The 23,848-nt window shown below is 33.7% G+C and carries 19 protein-coding genes and 1 pseudogene; 9 read left to right on the top strand and 11 right to left on the bottom strand.

The window, feature by feature from the left end; all coding sequences use genetic code 11:
* From ACP6PL_RS23705 to ACP6PL_RS23690, 4 genes and pseudogenes are all read right to left on the bottom strand, one after another.
* Window positions 1-1,048: tetratricopeptide repeat protein (locus ACP6PL_RS23705; RefSeq protein WP_426547754.1), on the bottom strand; the 1,048-nt coding region annotated here is incomplete at its 3' end.
* A 426-nt stretch (window positions 1,049-1,474) separates the two neighbouring features.
* A complete protein-coding gene (locus tag ACP6PL_RS23700; RefSeq protein WP_426547753.1) occupies window positions 1,475-2,434 on the bottom strand; it encodes a bestrophin family protein in 960 nt (319 codons plus the stop codon).
* Between the two features lie 399 nt (window positions 2,435-2,833).
* Window positions 2,834-3,214, bottom strand: a pseudogene (locus ACP6PL_RS23695) (DUF6173 family protein).
* 393 nt (window positions 3,215-3,607) lie between these two features.
* Window positions 3,608-5,116 carry a UbiD family decarboxylase gene (locus ACP6PL_RS23690; RefSeq protein ID WP_426547752.1) on the bottom strand — a complete coding sequence of 503 codons (1,509 nt, stop codon included), beginning with the start codon at window positions 5,114-5,116 and terminating at the stop codon, window positions 3,608-3,610.
* Window positions 5,117-5,364: 248 nt separating this feature from the next.
* On the opposite strand from ACP6PL_RS23690, the gene ACP6PL_RS23685 reads away from it, so the two are divergent.
* From ACP6PL_RS23685 to ACP6PL_RS23650, 8 genes are all read left to right on the top strand, one after another.
* A complete protein-coding gene (locus tag ACP6PL_RS23685; RefSeq protein ID WP_426547751.1) occupies window positions 5,365-6,825 on the top strand; it encodes an IS1/IS1595 family N-terminal zinc-binding domain-containing protein in 1,461 nt (486 codons plus the stop codon).
* 625 nt (window positions 6,826-7,450) lie between these two features.
* A complete protein-coding gene (locus ACP6PL_RS23680) occupies window positions 7,451-8,395 on the top strand; it encodes a UDP-3-O-acyl-N-acetylglucosamine deacetylase (RefSeq protein ID WP_426547750.1) in 945 nt (314 codons plus the stop codon).
* Between the two features lie 282 nt (window positions 8,396-8,677).
* Window positions 8,678-9,202 carry a 3-hydroxyacyl-ACP dehydratase FabZ gene (gene fabZ, locus ACP6PL_RS23675; protein WP_426547749.1) on the top strand — a complete coding sequence of 175 codons (525 nt, stop codon included), beginning with the start codon at window positions 8,678-8,680 and terminating at the stop codon, window positions 9,200-9,202.
* Window positions 9,203-9,205: 3 nt separating this feature from the next.
* Window positions 9,206-10,012 carry an acyl-ACP--UDP-N-acetylglucosamine O-acyltransferase gene (lpxA, locus tag ACP6PL_RS23670; RefSeq protein ID WP_426547748.1) on the top strand — a complete coding sequence of 269 codons (807 nt, stop codon included), beginning with the start codon at window positions 9,206-9,208 and terminating at the stop codon, window positions 10,010-10,012.
* A gap of 254 nt (window positions 10,013-10,266) precedes the next feature.
* Complete coding sequence (gene lpxB / locus ACP6PL_RS23665) at window positions 10,267-11,475, top strand: lipid-A-disaccharide synthase (RefSeq protein WP_426547747.1); 1,209 nt, start codon at window positions 10,267-10,269, stop codon at window positions 11,473-11,475.
* Between the two features lie 214 nt (window positions 11,476-11,689).
* Entirely contained in the window at window positions 11,690-11,818 is a 129-nt protein-coding gene (locus ACP6PL_RS23660; protein WP_426547746.1) for a hypothetical protein, read from the top strand.
* A 989-nt stretch (window positions 11,819-12,807) separates the two neighbouring features.
* Entirely contained in the window at window positions 12,808-13,320 is a 513-nt protein-coding gene (locus ACP6PL_RS23655) for a hypothetical protein (protein WP_426547745.1), read from the top strand.
* A gap of 88 nt (window positions 13,321-13,408) precedes the next feature.
* A complete protein-coding gene (locus ACP6PL_RS23650) occupies window positions 13,409-13,825 on the top strand; it encodes a ribosomal maturation YjgA family protein (protein ID WP_426547744.1) in 417 nt (138 codons plus the stop codon).
* A 267-nt stretch (window positions 13,826-14,092) separates the two neighbouring features.
* Here ACP6PL_RS23650 and cobA read toward each other — a convergent pair whose 3' ends face one another.
* From cobA to ACP6PL_RS23615, 7 genes are all read right to left on the bottom strand, one after another.
* Window positions 14,093-15,646, bottom strand: coding sequence for a uroporphyrinogen-III C-methyltransferase (gene cobA, locus ACP6PL_RS23645; RefSeq protein ID WP_426547845.1), 1,554 nt, complete (start codon window positions 15,644-15,646; stop codon window positions 14,093-14,095).
* Window positions 15,647-16,055: 409 nt separating this feature from the next.
* Window positions 16,056-16,898 (bottom strand): glycosyltransferase family 2 protein, encoded by an 843-nt coding sequence (locus ACP6PL_RS23640; protein ID WP_426547743.1) that lies wholly within the window; start codon window positions 16,896-16,898, stop codon window positions 16,056-16,058.
* Window positions 16,899-16,931: 33 nt separating this feature from the next.
* On the bottom strand, window positions 16,932-17,081 hold the full coding sequence (locus ACP6PL_RS23635) for a hypothetical protein (protein ID WP_426547742.1): 150 nt from the start codon (window positions 17,079-17,081) through the stop codon (window positions 16,932-16,934).
* Window positions 17,082-17,645: 564 nt separating this feature from the next.
* A complete protein-coding gene (locus ACP6PL_RS23630; RefSeq protein ID WP_426547741.1) occupies window positions 17,646-17,825 on the bottom strand; it encodes a competence protein CoiA family protein in 180 nt (59 codons plus the stop codon).
* Window positions 17,826-17,870: 45 nt separating this feature from the next.
* Window positions 17,871-18,923, bottom strand: a complete 1,053-nt coding sequence (locus ACP6PL_RS23625; protein ID WP_426547740.1) for a homogentisate phytyltransferase — start codon at window positions 18,921-18,923, stop codon at window positions 17,871-17,873.
* A gap of 572 nt (window positions 18,924-19,495) precedes the next feature.
* Complete coding sequence (locus ACP6PL_RS23620; RefSeq protein ID WP_426547739.1) at window positions 19,496-20,194, bottom strand: potassium channel family protein; 699 nt, start codon at window positions 20,192-20,194, stop codon at window positions 19,496-19,498.
* Between the two features lie 732 nt (window positions 20,195-20,926).
* Window positions 20,927-22,258, bottom strand: coding sequence for a TrkH family potassium uptake protein (locus ACP6PL_RS23615; protein WP_426547738.1), 1,332 nt, complete (start codon window positions 22,256-22,258; stop codon window positions 20,927-20,929).
* Between the two features lie 574 nt (window positions 22,259-22,832).
* Between ACP6PL_RS23615 and ACP6PL_RS23610 the strand changes: the two genes are divergently transcribed.
* Window positions 22,833-23,699 carry a methyltransferase domain-containing protein gene (locus tag ACP6PL_RS23610; RefSeq protein WP_426547737.1) on the top strand — a complete coding sequence of 289 codons (867 nt, stop codon included), beginning with the start codon at window positions 22,833-22,835 and terminating at the stop codon, window positions 23,697-23,699.
* Window positions 23,700-23,848: the final 149 nt, after the last annotated feature.

Here is a 23,848-nt window from a genome sequence, read left to right as displayed (position 1 = left end):
TAGTTTCTGGAGATTTTTCCACCTCCAAATTCTTCTGAGGTATTTGTCTTAAACTCGGACTTTCCAATACTTCTGGAGGTTTCTCTGTCTCCAAATCTGACTTAGTTTCTGGAGATTTTTCCACCTCCAAATTCTTCTGAGGTATTTGTCTTAAACTTTTACTTTCCAATACTTCTGGAGGTTTTTCTGTCTCCAAATCTGACTTAGTTTCTGGAGATTTTTCCACCTCCAGATTCTTCTGAGGTATTTGTCTTAAACTCGGACTTTCCAATACTTCTAGAGGTTTCTCTGTTTCCACATCTGACTTAATTTCTGGAGGTTTCTCTGTTTCCACATCTGACTTAATTTCTGGAGGTTTCTCCGTCTCCACATCAGTTGGAGGTGTTATTATTCCAGTATCTTCTACAAATACTTCTGGAGGTTTTTCTGTCTCTACATCAGGCTTAGTTTCTGGAAGTTTCTCCGTCTCCACATCAGTTGGAGGTGTTATTATTCCAGTATCTTCTCTAACTTCTTTAGACTGACGGTCAATCAATACAAGTAAATGCTCTCGCCTTTGAGTAGCTAGATTATAATCAGGATTAATTTTGAGTGCTTCTGTGTAATCCGCGATAGCTTTTTCATAATCTTCACTTGCTTCATACACGAAACCCCTATTGTAATAATTATCAGCATCATCAGGATTTAGTCGAAGTGCCTCAGTCACATCAGCGATCGCCTCCTGATGATAACCTATTTGAGAAAAAGCTAAACCACGATTATTGTAGAAATTGCTATTACTAGGGTCAATTTTAATTGATTCAGTGTAATCAAAAATTGCACCCTGATAATCTTCCATTTGATGCTTGGCCACACCTCGATTGTAGTAAATTTCAGCGTTACTAGATTCAATTTCTATTACTCTGGTATAGTCAGCAATTGCATCCTGATAATTTGCTAATTGATAATGCGCTACAGCCCGCTCATAAATAGCTGTAATATCATTATCTTCTACACCACTTTGATCATTTATAATTTTATTAGTATAACCAGTTTGAGTATTTTCCATTTTTATTACTTTATTATTTCAATTAAGTATTGAATTTTATCATTATATATTATCCTTATGGAGATTAATCCAAGAGCATAATTTGATCTAGAAAAAATTATGTATCAGTCAATAATTTACCTGAAACTAGACTCATGTTGTGACTTTAAGTATATAAAATTTAATATAATTTAATATAAGTTTTTATTTTGTTGTAATTCAGGTAAAATTATTGACAGTTGACCAAGAAAGAAGATTTCAAACCTCCCTTTTAAAGGGGATGAAAAAAAATAACTTTCAATATTTCAAGCCTCCAACTTTAGCCGGAGGTAATAATAACTGATAACTGAAATAACGGTGACCCCAAATCTAACACCCAAAGACCGTAACTAAATATGTATAATTTTGACAAATGGGGAAATAGGGTTACAGAGATAGGAGTTAAATTTATTGAAAATGATGGTTTTGTGAGTTAATCGGTATACGCTTCCAATGTCTAACGCAAGGTGCTAAAGTAATTAAATCTTCAATATTACGGTACATTGTAGTGCAAATAGCATCCAAGGGTAAATCATTAGGATCGTAACCGAAAGGATTTTCTATTTCTAGGGCAATTTCTTCAATTCCAAATACGGTAAAACTAATTATAGCAACTACTATACCAGTCCAAAAATGAAATTCATTTACGATTTGAAGTGGCAATGATAGACAATAAATTAACAATAATTGTCTCAGATGAATTGAGTATGCTAAAGGAATAGGAGTCTTTAAAATTCCTTCACAACCTGTCAAGGCTTCAACCATTCTATCCAGTAACTGAAACATGGAAGTAAGTTGATAGGGATTAATACAACCACGTTCATATTGATGCTGAAGATAATCATCTATTAAAAAAGCAATATGAATAGGAGGATGATTCATTCTTTTTAGCTTTTCATACCATTCTTTAGGCATATATCCCTCTAATTCTCTATTCACATTCTCACCACGCAAATGTAATTTACCAGCTATAGCAAAAGCAACTAATAGTCGCATTATTTCCTCTTTTGCTTCTCTATCTGCTGGATTATTTTCTTCGACTGCCACCCAAATTTGTCGTGCAAAATTCCGAACTGTATGAACAATAGTTCCCCATAACTGCCGACCTTGCCAGAATCTTTCATAAGCTGTATTTGTTCTAAACACTAATAGTAAACCTAAGACTAAACTAGGAACAATACTACTTTTTGTCGGCAAAGTAACAGGAAAATTTAGGTAGTAAAGTAGAGAAATAAGAAAACCAAATAATCCGCAGAATGTCACCCTAAAAATAATTGCGGGAATGACAGAATATTGCATTTGCAAAATAACTGTTAACCATTCTCGTTTTTCTCTATAAAAATTATATTTGACTCTGTTTGTAGACATAATTAATTTAGCAATATTAGACAGATCGGAGCAATCTGTACATTCATAGACACCTATAGCTGCAGTTCAGAAGTTAGAAGTTAAATTCTTCGTGTGACTAAATTTAACAGTTTAAGAATGTTCGCGCTAGTAATGGCGACTGCTATAAATTAATTTTACTTTCCTTTTTCTACAAGATAAAGGTAGGCATGAAAAATGATAATTTTTAGTTAAAGTTTATTAGATATAGCTATAAGTTATCAACAAGGAAAGTTGAAACTCAAAAATTAAAAGTCAAAAGTCAGATTTTGAGCCTATAAAATCTTATTTATACTTGGGTTTGGAGACCAAAACCTTACAATATAATTACAATCTATTTAGGATTGCTATATGTAACTAAATAATAATCAGGATAATATTTCAATTATTTTGAATAAAACCAATTTTTCGTTTAGGTTTTTCAGGTTCTAACTTTGGCAAAATAATCAAAATTAAACTAATTTGCGAAACGTTTTGTATCAATTTAACTGGTTATACATTGTTTGTAAATCCATGAAATATAATCAAACTAAGATCGCAATAGCTAATGTCTGATACATGAAAAGTTATGTTTTCACCAAATGATACAAGTTTTACCCCAACTTCATGTTCAGTATCTAAACTATCATCAAACTTTTGCGTTTCCGAATAAAGTTGTTTTGCTAAATTACTAGCAGAATTAGCACGGTAAGAATCAGCAATAAAATTTGTTGATTCAGCAACTTTTGGACTACTATTTAGAAAATTACTGGAAATAGCCATAAATTATTTTTCAAATAAAGATATATTAAAATTAACAAATTGAATAAAAAAGCAACTACAAAAAAAGAGTAGAAATTCCCGAAGCAAAAGTAGAAATATCCTCACTATAAATAGCTGTTTTTCTGTTTAGAGAATTTGTTATGAATATTCCCTCGAATAATATAGAATTAGACTAAAAATTTGTCATTGCGACGACAGGAAGCAATCTCTAAAATCCCTGAGATTGATTTCTTCCACGGAGTGACCGTCGCAATGACTTACAATATTAAATCATTCGTTGATATAGCTTTTATCATCTGAAGTAATTATTCATTATTCATTATCCATTATTAATTAATGAAATGTGGTTAATTGACCTAAAAAATGCTGAAGTAATTATCAATTATCCATTAATCAACGAATATCATACCCAAACAAATTCGGGTCAACTTCCCCTAACTTCAAATCATCCAACCCATACTCTCCCCAACGTCTATCTACCATTGCCGCTACATCCGGGTCAGACTCCAAAGTTGCACCCCACTCATGGTCAGTCTCTGGGGGAATTTTCGTCGTCGCATCTATTCCCATCCGACCACCCAAACCAATTTTCTCACTTGCAAAATCTAAACTATCAAAAGGCGTATTCGGCAAAATAAACACATCTCTAGAAGGATCTACTTTAGAACTAATTGCCCAGACTACTTGACGCGGGTCCCTAATATTAATACTCTCATCTACCACAATAACAAACTTTGTATAAGTAAATTGTGGCAAAGCACTCCAAAAAGCTAAAGCTGCTCGTCTTGCCTGACCTGGATATGCTTTCTTAATAGAAATAACCGCAGCTTTGTAACTGAGCGCTTCCATCGGTAAGAAAAAATCTACAATTTCCGACACTTGCTGTCTGAGGATAGGAGTATAGATCCGATTAAGAGCGATCGCCATCATTGCCTCTTCTTTCGGAGGTCTACCACTAAAAGTCGTTAAATAAATTGGGTCTTTCCTATGAGTTATGCAGTGAAATCTAATTACCGGAGAATCTTCCACTCCACCATAATAACCCATGTGGTCGCCAAAGGGACCATCTGGCAATACTTCCCCAGGAGTGATAGTACCTTCTAGCACAAATTCTGAATCGGCAGGTATCTCCAAATCTAGGGTTTTGCACTTATTTAGCTTCACACCAGAACCACCATAAAGTCCAGCAAATAACCATTCAGATAAATCTACCGGAATTGGAGTAGCAGCAGCCATAATAATTAATGGATCTACTCCTAGAGCAATTGCAATTTCCAATTTTTTCCCATTTTCTGCCGCCTTCCGTAGATGTCGCGCTCCACCACGGACAGATAACCAATGCACGCTCATAGTATTACGAGACTGTAACTGCAACCGATAAACTCCCACATTAGGAGTACCTGTTTCACAATCTTTTGTAATGACCAAACCCAGAGTAATAATTTTACCTGCATCTCCTGGATAGGGGCGAATCATCGGAATTTTGTTTAAGTCAAGAGCATCCCCTTCAATAACTACCTGTTGACAAGGTGGAAAAAAGTCGCGCCCTGGTTTTGCCTTGACCACATCAAATAGAACTTTACCAAATTCTACTGCTTGGGAAATCTTTTTTGGTGGTTTGGGTTGTTGCAGCATTCCCAATTTTTTACCCAAGGTTTCCAACTCCTGGGGTTTTTCCATATTCATTGCCCAACATACTCGTTCCTCGGTACCCAAGAGATTTATTGCTATGGAGTGGTCAGACCCTTTAACATTTTCAAATAGTAAAGCAGGACCACCCTTTTGTAGCATTCGATTACAAATTTCTGCTATTTCTAGGTCAGGGTCAACTAAGGCATTGATTCGGCATAGTTGTCCTCGGTCTTCTAAAATTTTTAGGAATCCTCTTAAATCGCGGGCCATAATTTTATTAAATTTTGTTAAACAACGGTTATCGTATCATAGGACTCAGGTGTCAGGATTCAGAGGTCAGGAGTCAGGAGAAATACCTTTAATCTCATTTCTGACCCGAAAGTTTCTCTTTGTCATCAAATAGACATCTTGAGATAAAGTCTTTGAGGTGCTGCTACTTTTGACTTCATGAGATTCTTAAAGATGAAATTAAATATTTTTAACTTTTAACTTTTGACTTTTGCGTTTTAACTTAATATATGAAATGTCCTACTTGTGGTTCTACATCTTTACGCAAAAATGGTCGCCCTAAAAATCGTCAACGCTATCTCTGCAAAAATTGTGGTCGGCAGTTTATGGTAAATTTGGCTACGTCAAATATAGGGCAGGAAATTTCTGTTAGTCAATCTGAGTCAACAACTTTAGCTGAAGCTCCCGAAGCTGGAATTGCAATTTTATTATTAGATGTTGAAAATCTGAAAATTGATATTAGTGCCGAGAAATTTTTAGCTAATATTTCTGAATATTCTTTACAAGTTAAGATTGCTTTTGGTAACTGGAAAAACTCTAGTTTGAGCAAATATGATGCAGAGCTTTTTGAGCGTGGATATCAACTTATTCATGTTCCTGAAGGTAAAAATAGTGCTGATGCTCAAATGATGTCTATGGGGGCAGCTATTGGTAGGCAATATTCTGATGCTAAAGCTGTTTTTGTTTGTTCTTCGGATTGGTTATTGACTCATCTTTGTAATAGTTTACAAAATCAAGGTTTGACTGTTTATCGGGTAAGAAGACAACCAGATAATATTCTGATTATAGAAAATAGAAATACTTTAGAGGTGAAGCATTATTCCTTGAAAATGGCAACAGAAATTCCTCCATTAGAAGAGTTTGTGGAAAAAATTCAAGAGTTGTTACAAGTGGAAAATGAGTCTATTATTCGGCGCAGTTCTGAGTTATCTATTATTGCTAGTTTATTGAATAAACGATCTGAAATTTCTGTAGATAGACAATCTAAACAAAGTTTATCAAAGGTGATTTCCGAAGAGGTGGAAATTTTGGCAACTCAAAATATTGCTACAGAATTTTTTGAAAATGAGGAAAATATTCAGTCAAATACGGTTTATTTACCTGAGATTAATTCTAGAGCAGAATTTGAGCAAGAAGTGACGAAAATCATCTCTACTATTCCACTCAATAAGAATAAAGTTTTTGTAGATTTGAAGTTAGTTGATGAAAAATTTACGGCAATATTTGGGGAGGATCTGGAGCAGGTATTAAAGGATTTAAAAATCAACAATGACCTGGAGAACTTTTTCAAATTCTCTCCTAAATTTAGAGCGAAAAAAAAACCAAAATCTCAAGAATATCAAGTAGCGATCGCCCAAAATGTACAGACTTTAAATTCACAGATAATTAGTTCTCCAGAACAAGCAGAAAATGTACGGACTTTAAATTCGGAGATAATTAATTCTCCAGAAGAATTGGAAAAAGCCTTAGTGAATATTATTGAAGTTTTAGCTGCTCATGCTCCTCGTGGCTATATTTGCATTTCTAATATTGGTACAGAATTTAAAAAACAATATAGTCATTCCATTACTACAATCCTGAAACAATTGAAATTAAGTGGTAAATTTCTCAACTTTTTAAAATCCTCTAATTCCTTTAATCTCAAAAAAGTTGGTAAGAGATATCAAGTAGCGATCGCGAATAAGGAGTAGGGAAGTGTGGGGAGTAGTTAGGGGGAATCGGAAATTATAGAGGAGGTAAGTAGGTAGGTAAGAAAATTTACAACTGTCATTGCGACTGGAACGGAGTGCAAGGAAGCAATCTCAAGGGTATTAAGTGCATCAACATTTCGTTACATAGTTAGGTTTATTCGCGCCTACTTACTTAGTCGGAAGAATAGTCCCTTGATTTTTCTGCCCTTTTCAAAATAGTATTGGTGATACCGTTTCACAGAAGTCAGAATTCATAAGTCATATTTGAATGCCTTAAAAGCTCAATTATAGAACCCATTTGAGATCTATATAATTATGCTAGTCTTGTCTATTCGTGCATCAAGAATGAGGAAAAATTATCTGAAGGAGTGTTGAATTTTTTTTATTATTTCTCCCCACATCTTCCCTCTTTCCTCTTACCTCCTGTCTCCTGTCTCCTAACTCCTAGCTAACGCGCATATTTATGAAGATACGCTTAGGGGTTCTATACAGTAATTTCAGCTTATTATTTCACATTATAGGTTGCCTAACTATTTGTGAGATTTTTAAAGTGAATTGGTATGAGGTATAGCTATCACAAGCAAGATGCCTGTGCTACAAACAATAAAAAAATTATTACAAGAATATGAATCATCAATATACTTTAGCAGCAGAATTTTCACAGTCGGGAGTGGGTTTACATAGTGGTATAAAATCTCATATTAAGGTTATGCCTGCCCCTCAAAATTCGGGGCGATATTTTGTTAGGATTGACTTGCCAGAAACTCCAATTATTAATGCTCGAATATCTTCTGTTATTTCTACTACTCTCTCCACAGAATTAGGTATTGGAAATATTCACATCCGTACTGTAGAACATCTATTAGCTGCCTTGGCAGGAATGGGTATAGATAATGCTCGAATTGAAATTGATGGGCCAGAAGTTCCCTTGTTAGATGGTTCGGCTAAAGTTTGGACAGAGGCGATCGCTTCTGTAGGATTAGTTGAAGCAAAGGGGGGAAATAGGGAGATGGGGAGTGTGGGAAGTCTGGGGAGATTGGGAGATAACAAGAATAAGCAAGATTTTTATCAAAGAATAGATACACAGATTAATAATACTTACATCCCACAACTAATAACTCAACCAGTATGGGTATATCAAGAGGATAGTTTTGTTGCTGCTTTACCTAGTTCAGAAACTCGCTTTACTTATGGTATAGATTTTGATTTACCAGCTATTGGTAATCAATGGTATAGTTGGTCTCCAAAAACAGACAATTTTGCTGACTGTGTTGCCCCAGCTCGGACATTTGGTTTAGATTATCAAATTGACCAATTGCGAAAAGCTGGTTTAATTAAAGGTGGTACTTTAGAAAATGCTTTGGTTTGTAGTGAAACCGGATGGTTAAACCCACCATTAAGATTTACAAATGAACCAGTACGTCATAAAATGTTGGATTTAATTGGAGATTTGAGTTTATTGGGAAATTTTCCTAAAGCTCATTATTTGGCTTACAAAGCTAGCCATAAATTACATATCCAATTGGCTCAAAAAATTTCAGAGTTAACTACCTGTGCCAAATTAATTTAATATTTTGTCTTAATTCTTATAAATAGCTAAAAGGAAATATACCAGATTAGTAGATATACAAATAAATCATTTTATCTACCTACTTAACCTTTAGGTAGATGACAAGACTAAGACAAGACTTCGGCAAAAAAACTATGTGCTGAAATAGTTCAACAAAACTATAACGTCTTATATTTTTAGTTAGTGATTCAAACTAATAAGTTGCGTAAATCCTGTAAAAATTAATGTCAGGATTACCCATCTAAATGGTAAAATTAATACCACCAATCAATAACTGTACAAATGTCAACCTCTGAAAAAACTACAACTGATTTGACAGCCACCACAGAAAATCCTCAAACTAAGCAAAATCAAGACGCTGCAACTACTGAGGCAAATATTCTGACTATTGAGGAGATTCACAAACTATTACCTCATCGATACCCCTTTGCTTTGGTAGATCGCATCATAGAATATTTACCGGGAGAAAAAGCAGTTGGAATTAAAAACGTGACTTTTAATGAACCACATTTTCAAGGACATTTTCCCTCAAGACCAATTATGCCAGGGGTCTTAATCATAGAAGCATTGGCTCAAGTTGGAGGTATAATATTTGCTCAAATGCCTGATATTCAGGAGGGGTTATTTGTATTTGCAGCTATGGATAAGGTAAAATTCCGCCGTCCAGTAGTACCAGGAGACCAGCTAATATTAACCACAGAATTACTATCTATTAAAGGTGGTAGGTTTGCAAAAATGCGAGGTATTGCAGAAGTGGATGGTCAAAAAGCTGCAGAAGGGGATTTGATGTTTTCAATGATGGATTGAAATATGCCTACTCTGATTCACCCAACAGCAGTTATTGCTGAAAGTGCCGAACTGCATCCCACTGTTCAGGTGGGACCTTATGCTGTAATTGGGGAACAAGTTAAGGTAGGGGCAGGAACTACCATTGGCCCTCATGTTGTGATTGAAGGGCCAACAGAAATTGGCTCTGGTAATCGAATTTTTCCTGGGGCAGCTATTGGTCTAGAACCACAAGATTTAAAATATGCTGGTGCTCCAAGTATGGTAAAAATTGGTGACAATAACCAAATCAGGGAATTTGTTACGGTTAACCGTGCTACTTATGCAGGAGAGAGTACCGTGATTGGTAATGGTAATTTACTAATGGCTTATGTTCATGTGGCTCATAATTGCATTATTGAAGATTCTGTGGTCATAGCTAATGCTGTATCTTTAGCAGGTCACATCAAAATTGAGTCTAAAGCTGTAATTGGTGGTGTTTTGGGTATTCATCAGTTTGTTCATATTGGCAAAATGGCAATGGTGGGTGGCATGGGTCGTGTAGTTAGAGATGTACCACCATTTATGTTAGTGGAGGGAAATCCTTGTTTGGTAAAATCGCTCAATTTAGTAGGATTAAAACGTGCTGGTTTGACCAGTACAGATTTAGCAGCATTGAAAAAGGCTTTTCGGATTCTCTATCGTTCGGGTAAACTTTTTAGTGAAGCTTTAAACGAATTAGAGTTACTTTCAGAGAATAACTATATACAAGAATTGCATCAGTTCTTAAGTATGTCTCTTGGGTCTAAGCGTCGTGGACCGATGCCTGGAAAAATGTCTAAGGGAGATTAGGGGATTTTTTAGGAGTCAGGAGTCAGGAGTCAGGAGTTAGAATAAATTACTTCAACACCATTTTTAGATCTAAAATTGTCTTTTTTGTCAAGTTGTTAAATGCCTTTTACAGCGTAAATCTTAGTAGTAGACATCTGCAAAAATCAAAAATAAAATCAATTATTTCTCCCTGTTTCCTCTTCCCTCTTTTCTAGAGATTTCTGGTAAAGACACACCCTACAAATTTTGCTGATAACTGATAACTGATAACTGATATGGCTCCCATCAAAATTTTTATTAGTACAGGTGAAGTTTCTGGAGACTTACAAGGTGCCATGTTAGTTGAAGCGCTCTACCATCAAGCTCAACTTCAGGGTTTAAATTTGGATATTGTAGCGTTGGGAGGCGAGCGAATGGCTGCTGCTGGTGCTACTTTGTTGGCAAATACAACTAAAATTGGCTCTGTAGGAATTATTGAATCTTTGCCTTTTGTTTTGCCTACTCTGAAAATTCAACAAAAAGCTAGGGAATATTTACACAACGAATCTCCTAATATAGTTGTTTTAATTGACTATATGGGGCCGAATCTTAGTATTGGTAATTATATTCGCAAAACCTGGCCGAATTGGCCGATTATTTGGTACATTGCTCCTCAAGAATGGGTTTGGTCTTTGGGAAAGGATAAAACAGCTAAAATAGTGAATTTGACAGATAAACTTTTAGCTATTTTTCCAGGAGAAGCAAATTATTTTCGGCAACACGGAGCTGACGTTACTTGGGTGGGTCATCCTATTATTGATAGGCTTAAAACTGCTCCTACTAGAGAAGAAGCTCGTAGTGCTTTGGAAATAGCTCCAGATACATTGGCGATCGCTTTATTGCCTGCTTCTAGGCAACAAGAAGTTAAATATTTAATGCCTATAATGTTTCAAGCTGCTCAAATAATTCAGGAAAAATTACCCCACGTTCATTTTCTGATTCCTCTATCTTTAGAGACTTATCGTTATCCTATTGAAGAGGCAATTAAAAAGTATCAACTACACGCAACAATTTATCCATCTTTTGCACAAAATAGTCAAGAAATACAAGAAAGGAACAATTTAGAAATTCTGGCTGGAGCTGACTTAGCGATCGCTAAATCTGGTACTGTAAATTTGGAAATAGCTTTGCTAAATGTACCTCAAGTCGTAATATATAAAGTTAATCCAATAACTGTTTGGGTTGCTAGGAATATTCTGAGGTTTTCGATTCCATTTATGTCTCCACCTAACCTGGTAAATATGAAGTCTATCGTGCCAGAATTATTCCAAGAAAATGCTACTCCTGAAAATATTGTCTCTGAAGCTTTGGAACTTTTATTAAATTCTCAACGCCGAAATAAGGCATTGAATGATTATCAGGAAATGCGTCAATCTTTGGGAAAAGAAGGAGTTTGCGATCGGGCTGCTAAAGCAATTTTAGATTTAGTTTTAACTGGAAAATAAAAATATTTTTCATATCATTGAATAAGGATTCAGGAAACACCAATCCTGTTAGGCTAGCTGTGAGATTGCGACTTACATAATCATTACATAATCAATGTTGCCTCTCGAAGCAGCAAGGGGTTACAACCACGTTATTCAAATCTACATAGGGTTTGTTGAAAAGTCTTATGGGTGAAGGGAGGAGACAGGATACAGGATATAGGAGACATAAGACATGGGGAATTTAGAGGAGTTAGTCGAATATTTTATCCCTCAATTTTTCTGCAATTATTCTCGTCAAAACCCTAACGTTCTGCTTTATCAAGCAGAAAAAGCCAGACTTTATGAAGGGGAAAAATCCTAAAACCTTTATCTATCAATGCTTTTAGATTTAATCAGCAAGCCGTACATAATTAATACATAGCTTCAATGGCAGAAGTTAAGGTTAGCCTAAACGCTTTAAGCTGGTGGTGATTAACATCTTGAGATGCTAGTGATTAAAATCACATACATTGAGCTTACTTTTGATGTAAATTTCCTTTCAGAGTGGAGTGGTTCACCTAACCTAAATTAAGCCAATCATTTACTAATTCTAAGCTGCCATTATTTTCAGTTGTCTAGTTAAACTAACGTTTATATTATTTAGACCGTTTTTTCTTACTTAGGTGATTTCTGCTTTAGATATTCGAGATGATTGTGCAAAGCCTTGATAATTTCGTGATGATAGATTAGCACAGTTCATCTCAAGTTATCAAGCCTAAACAACTCGATCATTTTCATACCTACTTGCACATAGACAAGGCTTTCAACTTTGCTTTTAAGTAAAATGCTTATTCGGTGAGTCAAGAATATTTTAGTTATATCCTTATATCCGCATATCCGCCCCTAATTAGTATTAATTATAATTTTCACTTGAATACTTATAAATAATTTTTAGCATTTTATAGCGGTTTTCACAAAGGTAGACTACAAAACTTCTTTCTTCTTTCTTCTTCCTTTAAACCTAAATCTCTGTACTCTATATTAATGAAAACTGCTATAACAGAACTGGAAAAGTAGAAATTATGGGTGTATGAATCTAACTCCTAAAAAGAAAAAACCTGACCAGAATATGGAGGATAAGGTTTTTTTTTAGTCGATTTAAGGACTTGATTTTATGTTAATTTCACTTACTGTGTAATTATCAACATTATTAAAAATTGTATATATGATTAAACATTAATAGTAATGTTTAATCATAAAACCAGCAAATTTTTTTTCTCAGCTTATATGAACAGTATTTATTTCTTGTTTGGGTTTTCTTTAAAACATATTTGCTTGTTATATAATATAGGAAGGAAAACTAAAAAAACATTGTATAAATTGTTAATTATTGTTGGCAAAGCATTTCTGTTACTAAGTTATATAATAGCTATTGAAAAACCAATTTTTGCTGGAGAAATAAGGAGCAATATTCTCTCTATAGAAACAAGAAATGCCATTGAAGCGAAAGGCTTTATTGATGGTTATCAGAGGTCTAAATCTGGTTTAGGTCAATTCATAGAAGCAGGAATTCAGAAACTAAACATAGTAGAAATAATAGAACAAAAAATTTATGCTGATGCTTATCTTCGCGGTTATCTACAGTTTCAAATTGACTTAGGTGAGTACATCAGTATTAATAAGAGTGAAATGTATTTGCAAGCTATAGGGTTTGAAGATGGTTGTTTGAGAGCAAAAGCTAGATTAAATGAATTTCCAGAAGTGGGAATAAATAAGTTAGGTTTAGCAGGATTAAGACAACAGTTAATTTATATTGATGCCTATCAGCAGGGTTATTCTAGGTGGCTTTTGACTCATTCTTGTGTACCTTCACCATATAATTAGAATTTAGGAGCAACTGTACCATTTTTATTCTGACTCCTGAATTCTTATTTTTTATATTACCTTTTGAAGTGCGTAATGGTAGGTTAATATGAAAAAATATAGAAATATTATTTTAGTATGCTTGATTTTTACTGTAATTTTAGGTTTGGCAACTAAATTCTATGAAGGAATATTTTCTGAATGGCTGAACAATTCTTTTAGTTCGATTTTTTATGAAGCATTCTGGATTTTATTAGTGATTTTTATTCGTCCTCAACTTCCTGCTGGTTGGGTTGCTTTTTGGGTTTTTATTGTCACTTCATTTCTAGAATTTCTCCAATTATGGAAACCACCTTTTTTACAAGCTATTAGATCTACTTTAATTGGGAGGCTGTTGTTAGGAAATACTTTTGTATGGTGGGATTTTTTGTACTATATATTAGGCTCTACATTGACTTGGATATTTTTACGTTACTTAAAGTTTTATATAGAAGGAATAAACAAGAGAAAGGAAGACAAATTATAGCTACAGCAATTCTAAATAGGTTGTAATTAATTGATAATTGATAATGGATAATTGATAATTACCTCTGGTTAAAACCGAGAGGATTGAAGATAAGGAAATATCCTAGCACTTTTTTTCCCTTAAAAGGGGAGGCTTTAAACCAGAATTATTTAATTATTAATTATTAATAATTCGGTAACATTTTATCGTAAGGATTAGTTTTAACTTTTGAGTTTCTTTGTTTAAATTTTTCCTTTTTTCTCACTTTTAACTTTTAAATTTTGACTTTTAACCTACTCTCACCAAATTAATAATAGCTTCAGTCAACCCATCTAAAGTATATTCTTGAGCTTCCACATCTACTCTACCTAATAAATTTTGACAACTTTGAGAAGTTTGAGGTCCAATAGAAGCAATACAAATATTTTCTAACCAATTTTCGGGTAACTTATCCTGATTTTCCTCAATTAAATAACAAAAATTTTTCACAGTTTTAGAACTAGCAAAAGTAATAATATCTATCTGCAAATTCTGTAGAGCTAATAAAGCTTCAGGTGCAATATTTTCTGGGCAACTAGATTCATAAGCAGCTACTTCTATTACCTCTGCACTTTGACTATTTAACTCCTTGACTAAAACTTCTCTACCACCAGTTTCTACTCTAGGAAATAAAATCTTTTTTCCACTCAATTTTTCAGGAAAATTTGCCACTAAAGAGTCAGCAACAAAATTAGGTGGAATAAAATCTGGTGCTAGACCAAAACTCTTCAAACTTTCTGCCGTCTTTTTACCAACTACTGCTATTTTTACTCCAGCTAAAGCACGACTATCTTTACCTTTTTCTGTCAATCTTTCAAAAAAATAATCCACTCCATTTGTAGAAGTCAGAATTAACCAATTAAAACTATCTATATTATTAATAGCCATATCTAAATCGTGCCAACTTGAAGGTGGAGTAATAACTAAAGCTGGCATTTCAATTACTTTTGCTCCTTCTTTTTTTAGAAGTTCAGTAAACTTACTTGACTGACCTGCTGAACGAGTTACTAAAATAGTTTTATTTGCTAAAGGTGCTATTTCTGCTTTTGCTTCTGACTTTTCTCGAACCATATTATTTGGATATTGTAAATAATCTCTTAGTCTGACTACTTCCCCCACTATTATCACACAAGGTGACAAATATTCAGCATAAGTTTGTTGAGCAATATCCCTCAAAGTACCAATCCAAATTTGTTGTTTAGGAGTTGCACAATTTTGGATAATAGCTACAGGAGTTTGAGGTGTTCTTTCATGTCTTAATAACTGATGTACAATTTCACCTAAATTTTTTCCACCCATTAAAATTACTAAAGTTTCAATCTGAGATATTTTTTCCCAGTCTAATGCTTCTATGTCGTGAGCAGTTAAGACTAAAAAAGTTCTACTCATTACTGCATCTGTTAGAGGAATATTTGCCAGTAAAGGTGCAGCTAATGCAGAAGAAATTCCTGGTACAACTTCAAATTCACAACCAGCTTCAATTAATGCTTGAATTTCTGAAGCAGCACGACCAAAAATAAAAGGGTCTCCTCCTTTTAGTCTAATTACTTGTTTGCCTAAACGACATTTTTCTACTAATAAGTTATTAATTTCTGACTGAGAGATACTGGGTTTACCGCCACGTTTACCCATCTCTATTTTTAAACAATTTTCTGGTGCTAATTGTAGAATTGAGTCACTAACTAAAGCATCATAAATTAAGACTTCTGCTTCAGTAATTAGGGAATGTGCTTTGATTGTCAAATATTCTTTATTTCCGGGGCCAGCTCCAACAATATATACTTTTCCTAGTAATTTAGTCATATTTATATCAGTAAGTAAATCTAAATTAGTAGTTGCAACAAAAATCTTTAGTTGGAGAATAGCACCAATGAGCAATATTTAGTTTTCCTATAAATTTTCTTACTTTTGACTTTTGACTTTTAACTTAAAACTATAATCCTTCGTTTTCACCAATAAATAAAATCAGTAATTGCATAATTTATCATATTCTTTTTTCACATTGGTAGTAGATATCTATCTCCAATTTCTGGGGAGTCTAGTTGTTCAAAGTCAGACAAAATTATAAATTTTCTTGCTTTTGACTTTTGACTTTTGACTTTATAACTTACAAAAGGCAAGCGATAGGAAAAACTAGATATTCTAGGTAAAATAATTTCCAAATAAACTGATAAAAATCAGCGATCGACGTTTTATCTTGTGATGAAAGACTTTACAAATTTTTGGAGATGTCTACTGAGGTTGCTGTCATAGATTTTATCCATACTGCTGCTTTTAAAAAGAGATCGCGATGTTTTTCTTGGATATACTTCTTGGCTAATTTTTGCTTTTCACGAACGTGCCATTCCTTCTGTGCCGGGTCATAGATGAAGCGATAATCATGTAGCACTTCAGGTATATGATGAAATTTCCATCCTCTCTGAGCTATATTTAACCACAGTTCCCAATCTTCAAAACCATTAACGGGTATTTTCGTCTCATATCCTTCACATTCTTGCCAAGCTGATTTCCGGAATACGGCACAAGCATCTAAATAATACATAATAACCATACGGTACAAGTGAAAATCTGGCAGCCTCCATATCCATTCTTTTTCATTAATATATTGGGCAACACCGTAGCCGTTCGGAACACGAAACTTATAAACTTTTCCATCATTATTAAAAAATTTTATATCACCATATACAACTCCTACTTCTGGGTTACTTTCTAAAATTTCAACTCCTTTAATTATCATTTCTTTTCTGATTTTATTATCAGAATCCAGCGGTAAAATATAATGACCTTTAGCTGCTTTAATTCCGGTGTTCCGAGCTTTGGCTTGTCCCTGATTTGGCTGCTCAAGTACAAGATAATTCTTCTGTTTTAAGGAATTTATCACCTCTAAAGTCAAAGGGTCAGTCGAACCATCATTAATAATAATTATTTCGTAGAAATTTTCTGTGCAAGCTTCTACACTTGCTATGGCTTCTAATAGGTACTGACCATGGTTAAAACAGGGAATAATGACTGAGAGAATAATCTTATCTTTTTGTGTTAATTCTGTGTGATTCATCGTTTGATCAGATAGGATTAATGCTCTACCTAATTATAGAACTAATTTGGTATCTTTAAAAACTTTGGTGATATAGCTGTCATTAGAGTTAGCCAAAGCTAATATCTTGAGCATTAGTCGAGTCAAAAAATGATTAATCTTGGCAGTAGCATTTTCCAGGGTTCTTTCAAAGTTTTTGGCCAAGCTTTTAAATTTCTCCATCCAAGAGTTAGTTCTTTCTGTTATGATTCACCTTTTGAACCATTATCTATTACCAAAAAAGAATAAAACTCATCAAATTGGCATCATCTCATATCAAGCCAAAGACTGTAATTTGAGATGATGCCAATATAACTAAACTAACTGATCATAAAATTATCTGGTAATTGTTAGAGCTTCTTTGGAGGCAACTTTTTTGGAGCAAACCTCTTTGGAATCAACCTCTTGGGAACCAGTCTCTTTTGAGCTAACCTCAAAAGATGACTCGGAAATTAGATAATCATTTGATAACAATGCTACTATGCCGCACATAAAAACTTTTTTGTGTTATTTTCTTTTTGTTTACATAATGAGTATAGCAATTCACATAGTTTAGGTCAATTCAATTTCCATCACAATAACATATGATATATAGCAATCCTATTTTATTCGTGGCAAAAATCTTACTGCTTTTTAGGGAACAGGGAACAGGCAACAGGCAACAGGTAAGAGTTTCAACTTTTTTATTTACTTTTTAATTTGTCACAACCTATTTAGGATTGCTATATATTAATTTTTATTATTATGAACAAAATGCTTAGTTTTCAATTTTGAGTTTCTTAGATATCCTACTGCTTTACAACAAGATAAAACAACTTGAACTTTTTTTCGTTTTAATTCTTTCCATTGCTTATCAGATAGTAGTGGGGCTAATAATTCTTGATTATTTAAGATAGCTCTTAATGGCATAAATTTATGGTTAGATAAACTCCTAAATTTTTATCTTCACTATGACTACGATAAAAGGCAAGCTATGGGAAAAACTAGATATTCTAGGTAAAATAATTTCCAAATAAATTGATAAAAATCAGCGATCGCCTTTTTATCTTGTAGGTCTACTTTTTGACTAAACCACCACATTATACCCAAAGCAAATAAATGAGTTATTAGCAAAAAAATTAGATTAATATTTGCCGACCAAGTTACACCAAATATAATCATACCGATATAGCAAATTGTTAATACCCATCTTGCCAAATTAAATACAGCAAATGCTCCTAACTTAATCGTAAATGTATTGATATTATATTGACGGTCTCCTTCAATATCTGGAATATCCTTAAAAATGGCAATGGCAAAAGTGAAGACTATCACAAACAAAGTTAGCGCCCATACTGTCGGAGGAATTTCTGGAATTATCAAGCTTTTTTTGAGTAAAATTATTTCACCTATTTCTCCCATCCATTTATTTAAACTTCCTGAGACTTCTTCAAATTTTTCCCATCCCCAAAAAAAACTTAAAAATATGCCTAAATTGACAATTACTCCCCGCACAGTAAAAATACATAACGCTGCCAAAACAGGAAATCTTTTTAATCGGATAGGAGGCAAAGAATAAGCTGTACCAATTGCCAAACTTATTCCAACTGTACATAATAAAAACGGTCCGCTAATCAGAGCTAAACTTAAAGCCAAAACACCCATTATTGCCACAATCATTTGACCAGAAAAGCGAGAAAATTCACCAGCAGCTATAGGCAGATAAGGTTTATTAATTTTATCTATTTCCACATCCTCTAACTGATTTAATCCTACTATATAAACATTTCCACATAGACAACTTATCCAAGTTACCAATAATAGAATTAAACTATATATAAACGAAGATTGATTAAAAAAATCCGAGCGATCGCCTATGGCAATTAGATATAAAGCCAGCACACTTAATGTTGTACCAATAATTGTATGTGGACGAGCAAACTTCCAAAAACTATAAAGCCACGGCAAATATTTTTGCACCAAATTAGTTGTAAATTTTGCCTCTTGATAACCAGAAAATTCTCCCATAATTACCTTAAATTATTTTTCCCTTGATTGTTTATAGACTAAATTGGGCTAGCTGAATAAATTTATAACAGATAGATATCAGATATTTAATTGCTATGGAATTATAAAAAAGTGACAGATATAGGATTAAATCAAGCTCAAAAATATGAAATTTTCCTAGTAAGTTGAGGAAAAAATGTAGAAAAATTAATAATCAGATTTTTGCCACGCAGCTTATTCCCCATTTCCTACCCTCACCCAATAATACTTTTTCAATAAGCCGTAAATATTACAGGAGTTTCTTACTTGATGAAGTACAAATATATATGGTATTAGGCAGCAGAAAATAGGTAGGGGATATCAGTAGGAAGAAAGGAAAAAAAATATTTACCCTGTTAGTTTTATCATATTAATTACCGAATCTGCTGTAAATCTATGGCTATCCCTAAGGTAGTTTTTTTGTTGCCAAAGCACTACATAGAAGTAGCTATATTTCAGTTATGAATTCAATCCTATTTTTATCTTTCTCTTACCGTAAGCATTTTTTAAATTTACCTTATCAAAAATATCTATAAATTTTTATCATTTTCCTATTACTTTGGCAAACGATTAATATCTTGATTAGAGCCAAGCACAATTATTGCTATTCCTTTTTGTAAAATTGTAGTTGGCTTGGGATTAATTGTAAATTTTTCACCCTGAGCACTAACTGCCAATAAATTTAAACCATATTTATTCCGTATTTCTAAATCAGCAATAGTTTTACCATCAAATTTATCCGGTACAATAATTTCTACAATACTATGATCTGGGTCGATGTCAAATTTCTCAATTATTCTGGGTTTAGTTAGTAATCGTGCTAATTCCAAACCCATTTCTCTTTCAGGAAAAACTACATAATCTGCTCCAACTTTTTCTAACAGTTTCTTATGAGTTTTAGAAGAAGCTTTAGCTACCACAAACTTTACTCCTGCTTCTTTGAGATTAAGAGTAGTAGTAATACTTTCTGCCAAATAATTACCAATTGCGACAATTACTGTGTCAAAGTCTAAAATACCAGCCTGTTTAATCGCATTAATTTCTGTTGAATCTAATTTAAAAGCATGAGAAGAAATTTCATCAGTTAGAGCCTGATTTACCATTTTTTCTTCTCTATCAATAGCTAAGACTTCATAACCTAAATTGTGTAATGTTTCACAAACAGCTCTACCAAATCTGCCTAAACCAATTACAGCAAATTGTTTATTTTCCGGGCGCAAATTTTGCCAAAAATTCAAAGATGATAATTTCACTATAAATTCAGCGTTATATTTGATTTAATAGCCAAGACAACGCTGCCTCCAAATATCTATTTTCAGATTCTACCAATCAAAGAAAAGTTTTGAACAAGTGAATTTAGAAAATTTAGGTAGCCCTAATTTTGTTTTAGTTTTGGCTTAAGCATCAATAAGTGAAATAATCCCATTGCAGATTTATGGAATAATTGAAAAAGTTTTAAGTGGTGATTGCTGTAATTTATGATACTGTTAATCAACTTAATATTGAAGTTTACAGTCAAAGAAAATCGTTGGATATCCAAGAATTTTATTGGCTTTTACTGAATAATTATTAATTATTAATTATTAATTAAATAATTCAGGTTTAAAGCCTGCTCTTTTAAGAGGAAAAAAGCGGTCCAGAGATGGCGAGGTTTCCCGCTCTTAACAGAGCCGCTCCGCTTTTCATGTCGGCTTTTAGCCGTTAACGAAGTTGTGCGCTAGCTAAACGCCATATCCAATCTCCCCTTGAGAAGAAATAATATTTCCTTATATTCAATCCTCTCGGTTTTAACCAGAGGTAATTATCAATTATCAATTAATGAACTCTATTCTGTAACATTTATCAAATGTATCAATTTCTGTTCCTTTTATCTCTTTGATCTTCCCTGTTTGCTATTCTCAACAAATGTGGGGAAATATTATCAGTTAAAGAATTGATCATTTCTAATCTCATTCAATGGATTATACAACGCAAAATACAAATAATTATACAAATAAATTTTCCTCTGGATATTCAACTACACTAGGCTTTTTTTCAGCAAAAACAGTTGAAACCAACAATAATACACCTACTCTACCTATATACATTGTTGCAATTAAAACTAATTGTCCGGGAATTGTAAAATTAGAAGTAACACCTTTAGATAAACCAACCGTAGCAAAAGCAGATACAACCTCAAAGAAAATCTGAGTTAATTCCAATTTTTGGTCAGTAAATACAATTACAGTAGTAGCAACAGCCACCAATATAGTTGATGCAAAAACTATACCAATAGCTTTAATAATAACTATAATTGGAATCTTTCGCTGATAACATAATACTTCATCCCTACCTTCTAGAGCTGCTTTTGTACTGTTGAATAATATTCTAAAAGTTGTAGTTTTAATCCCTCCTCCAGTGCTTCCAGGACTAGCACCAATAAACATTAAAGCAATAGTGATAAATAAACCAGCATCAGTCAAATTGCCAATATCAATAGTGTTAAAACCAGCAGTTCTAGTAGTAACAGATTGAAACCAAGCAGCAATTAATTTTTCTCCTAGGTTTAAATTTTCTAGAGTATTAGAATTATTAAATTCGGCAATAAAAAAAGCAATTAAACCAACTATTAATAGAAAAATAGTAGTATTAGTCACTACTTTAAAATGTAGAGAAAAAGTGTGACATGGTTGTTTTCCTTGCCAACGTCTTTTAAGCCATAAAAACATTTCCATAATAACTTGATAGCCCAACCCACCAAATATAATCAAGCCTGTAATTACAAAATTTAGCAACGGAGACTTAACATATTGAACAAACCCATCCGAATACAAACTAAAACCAGCATTGTTAAAAGCATTAACGCTATGAAAAATAGAATACCAAAAACCTTCTTGAATACCATGAATTGGCACAAAAACTAATAATAATAACAAAATACCAGTCAATTCAAACACAATTGTTGTCGCTAAAATTGACTTGATTAAACCTTCCACACCTGCTAATCCGACCTGTTCTAAAGATTGCTGAAGAGCGACTTTTTCTTTTAGACTAAATTTACGACCCAGCAACAACAAAAGAATAGTTGTAGCAGTCATATAACCAAAAGCTCCAATTTGAACTAATAATAATAGGAAAAACTGCCCCCAAAATGAATAATATTCTCCTACATTCACGACTGACAGTCCAGTTACACAAACGGCAGAAGTTGCTGTGAATAAAGCAGTTACAGGATGACTCCAATTCCCATCACTCATAGAGATAGGTAACATTAGTAATATAGTTCCAATACCAATAACAACTATAAAACCTTGACAAATAGTTCGAGCTACAGTCATTGCAATTTTTTAGTATGTATGTTTATATTTTTAGTGAGTTGTTGAAGGAACAATAACCTTGAATTTTTTATATTTTTACTAAAGATATAATAGTCTAATAAAATAAATAGGACTTATGCAAAGGAAATTGTTATAAAGAAATTGTATAAGTCCAACTCATAAATTTAGAACCTTAATTAGGGTTTGCGCTCAAAAGTCTTATGAGTAAGAGTAGGAGTCAGGAGACAGAAGATGGGAGACAGGAGGAATGGGGAATTTAGAGAAGGCAGGAGTCAGAATTATCTCTTGATTTTTCAGCCAATAGTCAACCCAAAATCCTCACTTTTTGAGCTTTTTAGAAGGAAACCTTGTACTTTTTCCAGACTTAAAAAAGCTCAAACCTTTATTTTTCAATGCTTTGAGATTTAATCAGCCACCCCTAATTAATCTATAATTATGAGCATGAAATAAGGTATAAAGCCTCCCCTTGGCTGCACTATCAGCTTTCATTCTACAAGGTAAATTAAAAATAAAATTCCGGTTTTTAAGTCTCCCTATTGCTGGAGATATTGATAATTGATAATTGATAACTGAAATGACCTCAACCCTAATTGAACAAATTCAACAATTCTATGATGCTTCCTCTAGTTTGTGGGAACAAGTATGGGGCGAACATATGCACCACGGCTACTATGGGCTAGATGGTAAACAGAAAAAAAACAGGCGACAAGCTCAAATAGATATGATTGAGGAACTACTTCACTGGGGAGCACGAAATGAAGCATCAAGTTTGTGGCCTCCTACCTCAATCCTTGATTTAGGTTGTGGTATCGGTGGTAGTACACTCTACTTAGCCGAAAAGTTTAATGCCAGTGCTACTGGCATCACCCTTTCTCCTGTGCAGGCCAAAAGAGCCAAGGAACGGTCTGAGTTAGCCAACTTAAGTCAACAGACTAATTTCATAGTGGCCAATGCCTTAGAGATGCCCTTTGCTGATGAGTCTTATGACTTGGTTTGGTCTCTCGAAAGTGGAGAACATATGCCCAACAAACAAAAATTTTTGCAAGAATGCCATCGAGTCCTAAAGCCTGGTGGCACAATAATTATGGCTACTTGGTGTCATCGTCCAGTAGATGGGCTTGATGGACAACTTACTGATGATGAACGAAGACACTTAGGTGATATTTATCGGGTTTATGCCTTACCTTATGTTATTTCTTTGCCAGAGTATGAAGCGATCGCCCAAGATATCGGTTTTCAAAATATCTGTACTGCTGACTGGTCAACTGCTGTTGCTCCTTTCTGGGATGTAGTGATTGAATCAGCTTTTGACCCTAAAGTTCTTGTTAGTTTACTATTCAGTGGTTGGACAACAATTCAAGCTGCTCTTTCCCTAGAGTTAATGAGTCGTGGATATGAACGAGGCTTAATTAAATTTGGTCTCTTGTGTGGGAATAAATAATTAACCATCAGAAATTTTTTTTAATCATTTTTAATCAGTAGAAATTAATAGAAATTTTTCTAAATTTTGACTCTAGGATATTTGATAAATATTAAATTCTGTAGCAATTTGCTCTTATATACTATAATCGTAGCTTAAAATATAAACAC

Origin of the sequence: Dapis purpurea BLCC-M126, assembly GCF_050015975.1 — a bacterium.
Lineage (GTDB): Bacteria > Cyanobacteriota > Cyanobacteriia > Cyanobacteriales > Microcoleaceae > Trichodesmium.
Note: the sequence above shows the minus strand (reverse complement) of the source record. Positions and strands in the feature narration are given on the sequence as shown.

What these genes read in the sequence shown, in the direction of transcription:
- ACP6PL_RS23640 (WP_426547743.1), bottom strand. Translation starts at nt 16,898, where the DNA reads ATGAATCACACAGAATTAACACAAAAAGATAAGATTATTCTCTCAGTC.
- lpxA (WP_426547748.1), top strand. Translation starts at nt 9,206, where the DNA reads ATGCCTACTCTGATTCACCCAACAGCAGTTATTGCTGAAAGTGCCGAA.
- ACP6PL_RS23650 (WP_426547744.1), top strand. Translation starts at nt 13,409, where the DNA reads ATGAAAAAATATAGAAATATTATTTTAGTATGCTTGATTTTTACTGTA.
- fabZ (WP_426547749.1), top strand. Translation starts at nt 8,678, where the DNA reads ATGTCAACCTCTGAAAAAACTACAACTGATTTGACAGCCACCACAGAA.
- cobA (WP_426547845.1), bottom strand. Translation starts at nt 15,646, where the DNA reads ATGACTAAATTACTAGGAAAAGTATATATTGTTGGAGCTGGCCCCGGA.
- ACP6PL_RS23700 (WP_426547753.1), bottom strand. Translation starts at nt 2,434, where the DNA reads ATGTCTACAAACAGAGTCAAATATAATTTTTATAGAGAAAAACGAGAA.
- ACP6PL_RS23610 (WP_426547737.1), top strand. Translation starts at nt 22,833, where the DNA reads ATGACCTCAACCCTAATTGAACAAATTCAACAATTCTATGATGCTTCC.
- ACP6PL_RS23615 (WP_426547738.1), bottom strand. Translation starts at nt 22,258, where the DNA reads ATGACTGTAGCTCGAACTATTTGTCAAGGTTTTATAGTTGTTATTGGT.
- lpxB (WP_426547747.1), top strand. Translation starts at nt 10,267, where the DNA reads ATGGCTCCCATCAAAATTTTTATTAGTACAGGTGAAGTTTCTGGAGAC.
- ACP6PL_RS23685 (WP_426547751.1), top strand. Translation starts at nt 5,365, where the DNA reads ATGAAATGTCCTACTTGTGGTTCTACATCTTTACGCAAAAATGGTCGC.
- ACP6PL_RS23690 (WP_426547752.1), bottom strand. Translation starts at nt 5,116, where the DNA reads ATGGCCCGCGATTTAAGAGGATTCCTAAAAATTTTAGAAGACCGAGGA.
- ACP6PL_RS23630 (WP_426547741.1), bottom strand. Translation starts at nt 17,825, where the DNA reads ATGCCATTAAGAGCTATCTTAAATAATCAAGAATTATTAGCCCCACTA.
- ACP6PL_RS23660 (WP_426547746.1), top strand. Translation starts at nt 11,690, where the DNA reads ATGGGGAATTTAGAGGAGTTAGTCGAATATTTTATCCCTCAATTTTTC.
- ACP6PL_RS23680 (WP_426547750.1), top strand. Translation starts at nt 7,451, where the DNA reads ATGAATCATCAATATACTTTAGCAGCAGAATTTTCACAGTCGGGAGTG.
- ACP6PL_RS23625 (WP_426547740.1), bottom strand. Translation starts at nt 18,923, where the DNA reads ATGGGAGAATTTTCTGGTTATCAAGAGGCAAAATTTACAACTAATTTG.